The following is a 12,328-nucleotide window of genomic DNA, read 5'->3' as shown; positions in this document are numbered from 1 at the left end:
GGCCCGGGCGAGGGCGAGGTGGGCGCGGGCGGTGCGGTGCGCGGAGCGGAAGGGGCGGGTGGGTTCGCCGTTCAGCCCGGCGACCCGCTCGGCGTCGCGGTACTCGCGGTCGGCGCCGTCGAGGTCGCCGCGGCGGCGGTGCAGGTCGCCGAGCCGCAGGTGGGCGTCGGCCAGGTCGTGCGCGGCGGGTGCGCGGGCGAGGACGGCGGCGAGTTCCGCGCGGGCCGCGTCCGGGTCGCCGGCGTGCTCGTGGGCGGCGGCGATCCGGATCCGCTGGTGGTCGTCGCGACCCAGCTCCGCGGCCGGGATGCGAGCCCCGTGCAGCGCCTCGACCGCGCCGGCGTGCTCGCCGAGGCGGAGGCGGGCGACACCGAGGCGGGTCAGCGCGGTGCTCAGCCCCCAGCGCTCGCCGACCTCGGCGAAGCGCTCGGCGGCGGTGGCCAGGTCGTCGGCGGTGCGGCGGAGGTCGCCCCCGTGGTCGCGCACGAGCGCGCGGAGCAGCCAGTACAGGGCCCGGCCCCACGGGGTCGTCCGGGACGGCGGTGCGGCGGGCAGGGGAGGGCCGTCGGGGTCGCCCGACAGCACCGCCAGCAGGGGCCCGATCGCGTACGCGGACGGGTGGTCGGTGCCGGCGGCGGGACGGAACCGGTCGAGCCCGGCCGGGGTGGTGCCGGCGAGCAGCGAGTTGAGGAGGTAGCCGGCCACGGCCGCCGGGTGCCCCCGGGCGGACGGCGCGCCGGGCAGGTCGAGCGCGGTGCGCAGCAGCCGGGCCGCCTCGGCGTGGTCGCCGTGCAGGGTGAGCGGGAACGACATCGCCGAGGCCAGCCGGACGGCGGTGTCGACCTCGCCGCCGTCGACGGTGCGGCGCAGGGCGCCCAGCAGGTTGTCCCGGTCGGCCAGCAGGGCCGGCAGGTGCCGCAGCTGGTCGGGGCCGCGCAGGTCGGGCACGGCGGCCTCGGCCACGTCCAGGAAGTACCGGGCGTGCGCGGCCCGTGCGGCCGGCACCCGGGAGCCGAGCCGGCGCACCCCGTACTCGCGGATCGTCTCCAGCATCCGGTAGCGCAGCTCGGGCCCGGTCACCGGTTGCAGCAGCGACTTGTCGACGAGCGCGGTCAGCAGCGCCGCGACCGGCGCCGACGGCCGTCCGACGCTCTCCGCGGCCGTCGGGGTGATCGTGGCGGGGAACACGGACAGGGCCTCGACCAGCGCGCGCTCGTCGTCGTCGAGCAGGTCCCAGCTGCGGGCGACGACCGCGGCCAGGGTCCGGTGGTGCGGCGGCGCCGCCCGACCGCCGCCGAGGACGGCGAACCGGTCGTCGAGCAGGGTGGCCAGGTGCTCGACCGGGACCGAGCGCGCGCGGGCCGCGGCCAGCTCGATCGCCAGCGGCAGCCCGTCGAGCCGGCGGCAGAGCTCGGCGACCCGGTGGACGAGCTCCGGGCCCAGCGCGAACGCCGGGCTCGCGGCGGCGGCGCGATCGGCGAACAGCCGCACCGCCGGGCTCGTCGCCAGCTCGTCCGGCGGTGCGCCGGCCGGCGGGACGGGCAGCGGCGGCACCGGCACGACGGCCTCGCCGGCGATCCCCAGCGGTTCCCGCGAGGTCGCGAGCACGCGCAGCCCCGGGTGCCGCTGGAGCAGATCCTCGACCACGACGGCCACCGGGTCGAGGAGGTGCTCGGCGTTGTCCAGCACGAGCAGGACGTCCTCCGCGGCCGTGCCGAGCGCGGCGCGCACGGTCGGGCCGACGCCGTACGGGTCGGTCAGCCCGGCGAGCTCCACCAGCACGGCGTCGCCGGCGCGGTCGGCGGCCGCGGCGACGGCGAGCCGGGTCTTGCCCGCGCCGCCCGGTCCGGTCAGCGTGACCAGCCGGTGGCCGGCGAGCCGTGCGGCGACCAGCGCCAGCTCGGTCTCCCGGCCGACGAAGCTGGTCAGCGGCAGGGGGAGCCGGGCCTGGGGGCGCTCGGCGCGCAGCACGGCGAGGTGCGCGGCGCGCAGCTCGGGTGACGGATCGGCGCCGAGCCGGTCGGCGAGGCCGGCGCGCACCCGGGCGTAGTGGGCCAGGGCCTCGGCGGTGCGGCCGTCCGCGTGCAGCGCGCGCAGCAGCAGCGCGTGCGCGCGTTCCCGGGTGCGGTGCGCCGAGGTGAGGGCGTGCAGGTCGGCGACCACACCGGCCGGATCGGCACCGGAGCGCAGCGCGGCGTCGGCGAGGTCCTCGCGGGCGGTGAGCCGCAGCTCGTCGAGCCGGTCGGCGGCGGCCACGGCGAACGGGACGTCCGGCAGGTCGGCCAGCGCATCGCCGCGCCACAGCCGCAGCGCCGCGCGCAGGTGCGCGGCCGCGGTGTCGGGCCGCCCCGCGTGCAGCGCCTCGCGGCCGTCGCGGGCCAGCCGCTCGAAGCGGACGGCGTCCACCGCGTCCGGCGGTAGGTCCAACCGGTAGCCGCCGGGCAGCGTGCGGATCGCGTCGGGGTCGGGGAGCGCGCCGCGCAGCCGGGTCATCAGCGAGTGCAGCGCGTGCCGGGTGTCGGTCCGGGCCGGCCAGAGCGCGTCGGCCAGCGCGCCCACCGGCACCGCGCGTCCGTTGTCCAGCGCGAGCCGGGCCAGCAGCGTGCGCACCCGCGCCCCGCGCAGCGCGACCGCGGTGCCCGCGTCCCGGACCTCCAGCGGCCCGAGGATCCCCACCTGCACGCGGCCACTCTGCCAGTCCGGCCGTGTGTGCGATCCGTGTGCGCCGCCGGCCAGCCTGACGCCATGGAACGATCTGCGAACCTCCTGGCCGCCACGGTGGCCGCGGTGGTGCCCTCGGGCATCCTGGCCGGGGCTTTGTCCTACGGGCGCGTGAACGTGGTGCCCACCTTCGAGGCCGTGCCGCTCGACGTCCACCTCACCTTCCGGGTGGCGCTCTTCGGGGCCAACGGACTGGTCATGCCGGTGCTGATGGGGATCGGCTTCGTCGGGGCGGTGTGGTTGGCGCTCGCCGCCCGCGGCCGGCTGCGCGTCGCCGCGGCGGGTGCGGCGGTGCTGACCGCGGTCACGGCCGCGGTCACCCGCTTCGGCAACGTCCCGGCGAACGACGAGGTGCGCGCGTGGCTGGCCACCGGCCCGGCCCCCGACTACGTCGAGCGGCTGCGGTACTGGGGTGTGCTCAACGACCTCCGCCTGACCACCGCGGTGGCGGCCTTTGTCGTGCTCGTGGTGGCGCTGGCGTCGGCGGCTGTGCGGGCCCCGCGTCCGGTCGAGATGGCGCGGTGAGCACCAGGACAGGTCCCGGACCGCGCCGGGTGCGCCGGGTCGTCGTGGCGGTGGTGGCGGTGCTCGTCGGCCTGCCCGCGCTGGCCGTGGCGGCCCTGCTGGTGTGGGACGGCGGGATCGACACCGACCCGCGCCGCGAGCTGCTGCCCGGCGTCCGGCTCGACCTGCGCACGGCGCAGACCCGGCTCGGCCCGGTCGAGTACGACCTGGCCGGCAGCGGCGGGCCCGTGGTGCTGTCCGTGCACGCCGGCGCCGGCGGCGCCGACCAGGGCCGGCTGTTCGCCGACTGGCTGCGCCCGGCGGGCTACCGGGTCCTGAGCCCGTCCCGGCCGGGCTACCTGGGAACCCCGCTCGACAACGGCCGGACCCCGGACGCGCAGGCCGACCTGCTCGCCGCGCTGCTCGACGAGCTGGGCATCGACCGGGTCGGCGTGTTCGCCGCCTCCGCGGGCGGTCCGGTGGCCTACGCGTTCGCCGCGCGGCACCCGGACCGGGTGTGGGGACTTGTCGCGGTCGCCGCGACCAGCCGACCGAAGCCGCCGGGCGCGCCGTCGAACCCCGTGCGCGCGGTGTTCATGAGCTCGGTGGGCCAGAAGCTGGTGCGGCTGACCGCCGAACTCTCCTTGAGCACCGTGCTCACCGGCACCCTGGCCGAGACCAGCACCTTCACCGACGAGCAGCAGGCCGCTCGGGCGGAGCACGTCCTGGGCACCCCGCCCGTCCGGGAGTTCTTCGCGGCGATGCTGGACACCACCTTCCCCTACGCCGACCGGCAGGCCGGCACCGCGAACGACGCCGAGCTGGCCCGCGTCCCGCCCCCGCTGGACCGGGTCACCGCCCCGACGCTGGTCGTGCACGGCACCCGCGACGGCGACGTGCCCTTCGCCGACGGCGAGCACGCGGCCGCCGCGATCCCCGGCGCCGAGCACCTGTGGCTGCCCGACGACGACCACCTCGGCTTCTGGCTCGGCCCGGGGTCGGCGTCCGCGCAGTCGGCGGTCCGCGCGTTCCTGGACCGGCACCGGCCCTGAGTCAGCCGCGGGCGACCACCGCGTCGGCCTCCGCGCGCAGCGCGTCGAGCACGACGCGGACGGCGGGCCGCTCGGCGGCGCTGGGGCGCAGCACGGCCTCGATGAGGCGGGCGGCGCGCACCCCGGCCAGCGGGCGGCGCAGCAGCCGCCGCCCGCCGCGGTCGTCGGTGGAGTAGCGCGGCAGCAGGGCGATGCCGTGCCCGGCCGCGACCAGCTCCTCGGTCACCGAGAAGTCGTTGACCCGCTGCACCACCCGCGGGGAAGTGCCGGTGCGCAGGGCGAGGGTGCGCAGCACGTCGTCGACGGGCCAGCCCACCGAGACGCTGATCCACGGCTGGTCGGCCAGTTCGTCGAGGCGCAGCCGCCTGCGCCGGGCCAGCGGGTGGCCCGGGGGCAGCGCCACGTCCAGCGGTTCGCGCAGCAGTGGCACGACGAGCCGGGTGGCGGCGTAGGGGCTGTCCATGGCCTCGTCGCGGTGGCTGACCACGACGTCGTGGTCCGCGCTGAGCGCCGGCACGGTCGCGGGGGTGAGGTCGACGTCGCGGCACCGCAACTCGACGTCGGGCACGCCGGCGAGGCGGCTGAGCAGGCCGGGCAGCATCATCCGGGCGCCGGAGGGGAACATCGCCGCGCGGACGAGCCCGTGCGGGGTGGTGCGCAGCCGGTCGACCGCGGCGTCGGCCCGGGCCATCGCGGTGAGCACGGCCTCGGCCTCGACGGCCAGTACCCGGCCGGCCTCGGTCAGCCGCACCCCGCGGCCGTGCGGCTCGGTGAGCGCCATGCCGACCTCCTCGGCGAGCGCACGCAGCTGCTGGGAGATCGCCGACGGGGTGAACGACAGCGCCTCGGCCACGGCCGTCACCGAGCCGCGGTCGGCCAGCTCCCGCAGCACCCGCAACCGCTGGACGTCCATGCAGCTCATCTAAAGAGACCATGAAGACTTTGTCGATTGTCTTCGTAGTCGACGCGGCGCAACGTGGGGGCGTGACCACCCGGGACCGCCTGCTGGCCTGCTTCGTCGCCGTGCTGTGGGGCGTCAACTTCCTCGCCATCCACATCAGCCTCGAGCACTGGCCGCCGCTGCTGCTGGCCGCGGTGCGGTTCGTGGTGATGGCGGTGCCCGCGCTGCTGTTCGTGCCCCGCCCGCCGGTCCCGCTGCGCTGGCTGCTCGCCTACGGCGTCGGCTTCGGGACCCTGCAGTTCGTCTTCCTGTTCGTGGCGATGCGGATCGGGATGCCGACCGGGCTGGCCTCGCTGGTGCTGCAGGCCTCGGCCCCGTTCACCGTCCTGCTCGGCGCGGTGCTGCTGCGGGAGCGGCTCACCCCGCGCCAGGGCGTCGGCATCGGGCTGGCGGTGCTCGGCCTGGCGGCCATCGCGGTGGCCCGGGCGCAGACGGCGGCGCTGCTGCCGGTCGTGCTGACCCTGCTGGGCGCGCTGGGCTGGGCGTTCGGCAACCTGGCCAACCGGCTGGCCCTGCGCGACGCGCGCGGCCCGGTGAACCCGATGTCGCTGGTGATGTGGATGGCGGTGGTGCCGCCGCTGCCGCTGCTGGCCGCGTCCTGGCTGGTGGAGGGGCCGCACGCGTGGGGCACGGCGTTCGCGGCTGCGGTGACCCCCGCCGGTGTCCCCGGGCTGCTGGGGCTGGCCTACACCGTCGTGCTGGGCACGCTGGTCGGCTCGGGCGTCTGGACGGTGCTGATGCGCAAGCACCCGGCCGGCGTCGTGGCGCCGTACTCGCTGCTGGTGCCGGTGGTCGGCATGGCGGTGGCCGCGGCGGTGCTGGGGGAGCGGCCCAGCGCGGTCGAGCTGGTCTCCGCGGTGGTGATCGTCGGCGGGGTGCTGCTGGGCACGCCCCGGCCCCCCGCCACCCGCACCCGGCCGGAGGAGGCCGTCGCCGTGGCTGTCGCGCGGCCGTAGCGGGCCCCGGCCGATGTGGCGGCCACCACGGCGACTGCCTAGTGTGGCCGGGGGAGGCGCCATGGACGAGGCGATCTGCGCGATTTGGCCCGGGCCCGCCCGCGCGGCGGCACCGAGTGGGTGCACCCGCTGTCGACCCGCCACGCCGAGATCCTGCTGCTGCTCGCCCGCCCTACCGGCTCGCTCCACAGGTGCGCGTCGAGCTGCCCGACCTTTCGGTCAGCGCCTTGTGACGACGTCGGCCGCACCGGGTGTGCGCGCTTTGGCGCAGGACCGCTGAGCCGTTCCGGCGCTCTTCGGTCATGTTGCCGCTCATTGCCGTCTGGAGACGACACCGTCGCCGGGTCGCCACATAGGGTGATACCCGTGCCCGACGAACGACCCAGCTTGCTCACGACGGCTCAGCTGGCCCGTCGGCTCAACATCGCGGCCCGGACCCTGCAGCGCTGGCGGCAGGAAGGGTGGATCACACCCGAACTGCTGACGGTCGGGGGCCAGGCGCGGTGGGTGGAGTCCGACGTCCGCGCGCAGCTGCGCGCGATCGCCCAGCGCGAGCGCGCCGACGAGGAGCCGACCTGATGCGATGAGTGCCCGCGGCCCGGGCGCGGTCACCCCGTTCCCGCGCCGACGGCGAGGAGCCGGGCCGCTGCCCGCCCCGCTCAGCTGGTGACGTCCTTGCGCTGGAACCGCCACACCGCGGCGGCCCAGAAGACCAGGGCGTAGGTCAGCGCCGAGAACAGCCCGCGGGTCATCCCGGCCCAGTCGATCTGGGACGACAGCAGGTCGGCCCACGCGGTGGCGTAGCGGGTGGGCAGGTAGTCGCGCAGGTCCTCCAACGCGGTGATCTGGTTGAGGATCTGCGAGACGATGGCCACCATCACCGCACCGCCCACCGCGCCCAGCGGGGCGTCGGTGGACACCGACAGCAGCGTCGCGAGCGCGGCCACCCAGCTCAGCTGCACGGCCACGTAGATGGCACCGAGCAGCACCCGCCCGACGGCCGTCCAGTAGTCCAGGGACTCGCCGGTGGGCGAGACGAGGTCGCCGCCCCCGTAGGCGAGGGTGCCCACGACCAGCGCCACCACCGGCAGCACCAGCAGCACCGCGGTGGACAGGACGCCGGCCACGACCGCCTTCTGGCGCAGCAGCCGGGCCCGCGGGATCGGCGCGGCCAGCAGGTAGCGCAGGCTCGACCAGGACGCCTCGGCGGCCACGGTGTCGCCGAAGAACAGCGCGACGACCACGACCAGCAGGAACGACGCCGAGGCGAACAGGGCGAAGGTGGCGAAGTTGGTGCCGCTGCCCATGGCCAGGTCGACGAGGTTCAGCGACCCGGTGGGCGGGCCGTCGTCGGTGAGCGAGAACGCCGCCCACAGGATCACCGGCAGCAGCGCCGTGAGCCCGAACGCGACCTGGGTGCGGCGCCTGCGCAGCTGGCGGACCAGCTCGACGCGCAGCGGCAGCGTCCGACCGGGGCGGTACGGGGCCGACGGGGGGCCGTCGGCGGCGAGCGCACCGACGGTGCCGCGCACGGTGGACGGCAGGTCGCCGGGATCGGCGGAGTGGTCCGTCACGGTGTCGTGTCCTCCCCGACCAGCTGCAGGAACGCGTCCTCCAGGCGGCGGCGCGGCCCGGCCGAGGTCACGTCGACCCCGGCGGTGACCAGCGCGCGCACCGCGGAGGCGCGCGGGGTGCCGTTCAGCTCCGCGTGCACGGCGCCGGTGCCGACCTCGACCGAGCGCACCCCGTCGAGCGCGCCCAGCACGGCCGCGGCCCGCTCGGGCGCGTCGACGGCGAAGGTCGCCGCGCCGCCGCCGGCCATGATCTCGTCGACGGTGCCGTCGGCGACGACCCGGCCCTTGTGCATGACGACCACGTGGGTGCAGGTCTGCTCGACCTCGGCCAGCAGGTGGCTGGAGACCAGCACCGTGCGCCCGCCCTGCGCGTAGCGGCGCAGCAGCTCGCGCATGGCGTGGATCTGGGGCGGGTCGAGCCCGTTGGTGGGTTCGTCGAGCACCAGCAGCTCGGGCAGCCCCAGCATCGCCTGGGCGATGGCCAGGCGCTGGCGCATGCCCTGGCTGTAGGTGCCGACCCGGCGGTGCACCGAATCGCCCAGCCCGGCGATCTCCAGCGCCTCGCCCAGGTGCGCCTCGGCCTCGGGGCGCCCGGTGGCCGCCCAGTAGAGCCGCAGGTTGTCCGCGCCGGACAGGTGCGGCAGGAAGCCGGGGCCCTCCACGAAGGCCCCGATCCGGGCCAGCACCGGCGAGCCGGGACCGACCCGCTCGCCGAACGCCGAGATGCTGCCCGCCGTTGGCGTGATCAGGCCCATCAGCATCCGCAGCACGGTGGTCTTGCCGGCGCCGTTGGGGCCGAGCAGGCCCAGCACCATCCCGCGCCGGACGTCGAACGAGACGTCCTTCACCGCGCTGAAGCCGCCGCGGTAGGTCTTGGCCAGGTCGCGGATGCGCAGGGGCACCTCGGCGGCGGCCGGGTCGGTGGGTGCGGCGGCCCGGGCGCGGCGGCGGCCGTGGACGCGGCCGGCCACCCACCCGAGCAGCGCCAGCGCCAGGACCACGCCGATGCCGACCAGCGGCCCGATCGGGACGGTGCTGGCCGTGACGTTCTCGCCGGGCACCTCGGGCACGGTGAGGGCCGCGTCCGGCCCGGTGCCGACCAGCCACACCGCGGGCTCGACGCCGCCCGCGTAGCCCTGGTCGGTGGTGCTGACCGAGACCATGAGCGAGTTGCCGGACTCGATCGGGGCGACGACGCCGGGCAGCGTGACGGTGGTGGTGACCGGGCTGCCGTCGGCGGGGACGGCGATCCGGAACGGGGCCACCGCGCTGCCCAGCAGCGTGCGCGTGCCGGCGGGGGCGACCTCGTAGACCTTCGCGAACAGCACCGCGTCGGCGGGTGCCGGCTGGCCGGGCAGCCTGGCCAGCGCCAGCTGCACCCGGGGTGCGCCGGTGACCAGCGTGGACGTCTCGAACGGGGCCGTGCGGAACTGCGCGGACTGCCCGGGCAGCTCCGCGGTGAAGGCGGTGACCCGCCCGCCGAGCGCGCCGAGGGCCCCGCCGAGGCCGGGCAGCGCGGTGATCGCCGCCGGGTTGCCGCCGGCCGGGCGCACCACGAGCTGCGGGTCGCCCTGCAGCGGCAGGCTCCGCGCCCGCAGCTCCCCGCGGCCGGGCAGGCCCGGGTACTCCGGGGCCAGCAGCGAGCGGGTGGTCGGGGTGTTGCTGCCGCCGCGCACGCCGCTGACGACGGTGTAGCCGAAGCCGGTTCCCGGGTCGTCGCCGCGCCCGGCCAGGTGGAAGTCGAACCAGTCGCCGATCTCGCCGCGCAGCGGCTCGCCGGGCGGGCCGCCGTCGTGGCCGCCCGAGTACCAGATGACCTTGACCGGACCGCCGGCGGCGGCGATCTGGCGGGCGTTGGCGTCGGCCTGGTCGAGCCCGAACAGGGTGTCGGCCTCGCCCTGCACGATGAGCGCCGGCGCGGTGATGCGGTCGGTGACGGTGGCGGGGGAGGAGCGGCGCAGCAGTTCGGCCATGCCCGCGGACAGGCGCCCGGTGGTCGCCGCCTCCGTGTAGGCGGTGCAGACCTCGGCGGTGAACCGCCCGCAGTTGGCCGGCAGCCCGCTGGCCGGCAGACTCGCCCCGCTCGGGGCGGGGTCGGCGGCCGGGCCGCTGGGCAGCGCGGCGCCCGCGCCGGACCCGCCGCTGGCCGGGGGTGCGGCCGAGGCGTCGGCGGCCTCGTCCTGGCCGGTGTCGGCCTCGCCCAGCCCGGCCGAGAAGAACACCCCCGCCCACCCGCTCTTGAACACCCCGTCGCCGGAGAACGCGCCGCGCGCCGGGGTGTCGGCCGGCGGCGGTTGCGCGGCGGCCGCGTTCGGGAACAGGGCCTGGGCCAGGTCGTTCCAGGTGATCACCGGGGCGAGCGCGTCGACCCGCCGGTCGTGGCCCGCCAGCAACAGCGACAGCGCGCCGCCGTAGGAGCCGCCGGTGACCCCGACGCGCGGGTCGCCCGGCCCGTCGAGCCGCACATCCGGACGTGCGGCGAGCCAGTCGACCAGCTCGACGGCGTCGGCGACCTCGGCGTCGGGGGCGTTGAGCGCGATCTGCCCGGTGCTGGCCCCGAACCCGCGCGCGGACCAGGTCAGCGCGACGAACCCGCGCTCGGCCAGCTCGCGGGCGTCGGTGTCGACCGAGGCCTTGCTGCCCCCGAACCCGTGCGCCACCAGCACCGCGGGCGCCGGCAGCGCGGCCGGCAGGTAGAGCGTGGTGTCCAGGTCGGCCCCGGCGGTGCGGATGCGCTGCTCGCTGGTGCGCACCTCCCCGGCCGGCGCGGCGGCGGCCACGCCCGTCGTGAGCGCGGACGCGGCCATGACCAGCACGGCGACAGCCGCGAGCCTACGCAGAACGGGGGGCACGCGACGACGGTAGGCGACTGCGTGTGGGGCAACGGTGGGCCGGCCTCAGCGCGTTCTCAGTCGGGCGTTCTCAGTCGGGCGTGACGCTCGCCCGGCACAGCGGGCACGGGCGGCCGGGCGCCGCCGCCATCGACGCGGCGAGCACGGTCCGCCCGCACGCGGCGGCGTACCGGCCGTCGCCGCTCATCAGACCGGCCTCGTAGAGGCGGAACGCCACCAGGTGCGACGTGCCGTCCGGGCTCGTCACCCGCACGAAGGACGCTCCCGACCGGACGCGGGCCACGGCTCAGCGCTCCCCGGCGGGCCGACGCGCAGCAGCGTGCGCATCCTCCCGTTCCGCGCCGGGCCCACGCCTCGGCACAGCTCATGGGCGCTGCTCGCGTTCGAGGACCCGGAGGACCCCGAGGTCGTCTACGTGGAAGAGGACCGGGTTGCGCACTACCTCGACAAGCCGCACGACCGCGCCGACTACGAGAAGGTCTGGTCAATCCTGATGGAACGCGCAGTACCGATTGGAGAGTGGTCGACATGACGACGTCCTGGATCAAGGCATCGGCCAGCAACCAGCAGGGGGCCTGCGTCGAGATGAGGGCGCACGGGGGGCTGGTCGAGGTGCGGGACACGAAGGACCGGTCGGGCCCGGTGCTGCGGTTCACCCGCGCCGAGTTCGCCGCCTGGCTCGACGGCGCCCGCGGCCGCGAGTTCGACCACCTGCTCGACCCCTCGGGCTGACCGGGCGGCTGGCCAGCGTCCCGATCATTGCGCCCGAGATGCACACCACGCACCTCCGTCGGCCTCGGAAGATGCACAGCGCGCATCTCGCGCGCAATCCTCGATCGCCGCGTGCGACGGAACGTGCTTGGTGGCTTGCCGCTGCTGTGGGCCACGGCCTTGGTGGCGGCCTCGACGAGGTGCCGGAGCCGGTCGGCGTCCTCAGGCTGCAGAGAGCGGCCGCGCGGTCGACACAACCGCATCCCGGAAGTGCGGGCTGAGGTCTTCCGGGGTGCGGAGCTCGACCCGGCGGCCGATGGCGTCCTCCGGTTCGAGCTCCATCTGCGCCAGGTGCAGGAGGCCGGGAGCGCGTCCGGGCGCGAACTCGACCAGGAGGTCGATGTCGCTGTCCGCGTGGAAGTCCGCGCGCGGGGCGGAGCCGAAGAGCGCGAGCCGGCGGATGCCGTGGGCGGCGGCGAACGCGGCGACGAAGGCGTCGTCGAGGGCCAGACCCGGTCGCAGCTCCACGCGGACATGATGCCGCACGTGTCGGCGGCGGAGGTTCGCCCCGCCGCAGCGGCGATCTCCCGGCTAGCCGGCGATCGACAGTGGGACCTCGTCCACGTGCTCGACGTACGGGGCGCCGTCCAGGAACGGGCCGATCACCCCGCGCCAGCGCCCGAAGTTGTCCGACTCGCGGAAGCCGACGTTGTGGGCCTCCACGCTGTCCCACTCGATGAGCAGCACGAACCGGTTCGGCGACTCGACGCCCCGGGTGAGCCGGGCGCTGCGGAAGCCGGGGGTGTCGGAGACGTACTTGATCCCCTCGCGCACCGCGTCGGCGAAGCCGTCGGCGGTCCCGTCCTTGACCTTGATGTCCGCGATCTCCAGCACCATGGTCGGCATCGTCGCACGGATGGGCCGCTTCGGTCCGGAGTCGGACCTCGGGCGTCTTCGCAGCCGCAGCGTGGCTTCGCAGGTGCTGTGGACTCTGCGA

General features: G+C 76.4%; 13 protein-coding genes. 6 read left to right on the top strand and 7 right to left on the bottom strand.

The window, feature by feature from the left end; translation table 11 throughout:
• A partial coding sequence (locus KIK08_RS15095) for an ATP-binding protein (RefSeq protein WP_214403765.1) occupies positions 1 to 2,682 on the bottom strand: 2,682 nt, incomplete at its 3' end.
• A 63-nt stretch (positions 2,683 to 2,745) separates the two neighbouring features.
• On the opposite strand from KIK08_RS15095, the gene KIK08_RS15090 reads away from it, so the two are divergent.
• On the top strand, positions 2,746 to 3,246 hold the full coding sequence (locus tag KIK08_RS15090; RefSeq protein WP_214403764.1) for an anthrone oxygenase family protein: 501 nt from the start codon (positions 2,746 to 2,748) through the stop codon (positions 3,244 to 3,246).
• The gene (locus tag KIK08_RS15085; RefSeq protein WP_214403763.1) at positions 3,243 to 4,277 is read left to right on the top strand and encodes an alpha/beta fold hydrolase; all 1,035 of its coding nucleotides are present in this window, start codon (positions 3,243 to 3,245) and stop codon (positions 4,275 to 4,277) included. The genes KIK08_RS15090 and KIK08_RS15085 overlap by 4 nt, the downstream gene beginning before the upstream one ends.
• A 1-nt stretch (position 4,278) precedes the next feature.
• Here the strand turns inward: KIK08_RS15085 and KIK08_RS15080 are convergent, their stop codons facing one another.
• Positions 4,279 to 5,190 carry a LysR family transcriptional regulator gene (locus KIK08_RS15080; protein WP_214403773.1) on the bottom strand — a complete coding sequence of 304 codons (912 nt, stop codon included), beginning with the start codon at positions 5,188 to 5,190 and terminating at the stop codon, positions 4,279 to 4,281.
• 71 nt (positions 5,191 to 5,261) lie between these two features.
• Between KIK08_RS15080 and KIK08_RS15075 the strand changes: the two genes are divergently transcribed.
• Entirely contained in the window at positions 5,262 to 6,194 is a 933-nt protein-coding gene (locus KIK08_RS15075) for an EamA family transporter (protein WP_214403762.1), read from the top strand.
• Between the two features lie 366 nt (positions 6,195 to 6,560).
• Complete coding sequence (locus KIK08_RS15070; RefSeq protein ID WP_214403761.1) at positions 6,561 to 6,773, top strand: MerR family transcriptional regulator; 213 nt, start codon at positions 6,561 to 6,563, stop codon at positions 6,771 to 6,773.
• Positions 6,774 to 6,853: 80 nt separating this feature from the next.
• Here KIK08_RS15070 and KIK08_RS15065 read toward each other — a convergent pair whose 3' ends face one another.
• The 3 genes from KIK08_RS15065 to KIK08_RS15055 all read right to left on the bottom strand — a co-directional run bounded on the left by KIK08_RS15065 (position 6,854) and on the right by KIK08_RS15055 (position 10,903).
• Complete coding sequence (locus tag KIK08_RS15065) at positions 6,854 to 7,768, bottom strand: ABC transporter permease (RefSeq protein WP_214403760.1); 915 nt, start codon at positions 7,766 to 7,768, stop codon at positions 6,854 to 6,856.
• On the bottom strand, positions 7,765 to 10,575 hold the full coding sequence (locus tag KIK08_RS15060; RefSeq protein WP_214403759.1) for an alpha/beta fold hydrolase: 2,811 nt from the start codon (positions 10,573 to 10,575) through the stop codon (positions 7,765 to 7,767). Before KIK08_RS15060 ends, KIK08_RS15065 begins: the two co-directional genes overlap by 4 nt.
• 115 nt (positions 10,576 to 10,690) lie before the next feature.
• On the bottom strand, positions 10,691 to 10,903 hold the full coding sequence (locus KIK08_RS15055) for a hypothetical protein (protein WP_214403758.1): 213 nt from the start codon (positions 10,901 to 10,903) through the stop codon (positions 10,691 to 10,693).
• Positions 10,904 to 10,939: 36 nt separating this feature from the next.
• Here KIK08_RS15055 and KIK08_RS15050 point away from each other — a divergent pair, with 36 nt between their 5' ends.
• Complete coding sequence (locus KIK08_RS15050) at positions 10,940 to 11,152, top strand: Scr1 family TA system antitoxin-like transcriptional regulator (protein WP_214403757.1); 213 nt, start codon at positions 10,940 to 10,942, stop codon at positions 11,150 to 11,152.
• A complete protein-coding gene (locus tag KIK08_RS15045; RefSeq protein WP_214403756.1) occupies positions 11,149 to 11,352 on the top strand; it encodes a DUF397 domain-containing protein in 204 nt (67 codons plus the stop codon). The genes KIK08_RS15050 and KIK08_RS15045 overlap by 4 nt, the downstream gene beginning before the upstream one ends.
• A gap of 201 nt (positions 11,353 to 11,553) precedes the next feature.
• Here the strand turns inward: KIK08_RS15045 and KIK08_RS15040 are convergent, their stop codons facing one another.
• Both KIK08_RS15040 and KIK08_RS15035 read right to left on the bottom strand, forming a co-directional pair.
• Positions 11,554 to 11,859, bottom strand: coding sequence for a nucleotidyltransferase family protein (locus KIK08_RS15040; RefSeq protein ID WP_214403755.1), 306 nt, complete (start codon positions 11,857 to 11,859; stop codon positions 11,554 to 11,556).
• Positions 11,860 to 11,922: 63 nt separating this feature from the next.
• A complete protein-coding gene (locus KIK08_RS15035) occupies positions 11,923 to 12,228 on the bottom strand; it encodes an antibiotic biosynthesis monooxygenase family protein (protein WP_214403754.1) in 306 nt (101 codons plus the stop codon).
• Positions 12,229 to 12,328: the final 100 nt, after the last annotated feature.

This window comes from Pseudonocardia lacus, from assembly GCF_018531445.1.
GTDB lineage: Bacteria > Actinomycetota > Actinomycetes > Mycobacteriales > Pseudonocardiaceae > Pseudonocardia > Pseudonocardia lacus.
The sequence above is the reverse complement of the archived record's forward strand: the minus strand, read 5'-3'. Positions and strand labels throughout refer to the sequence as shown.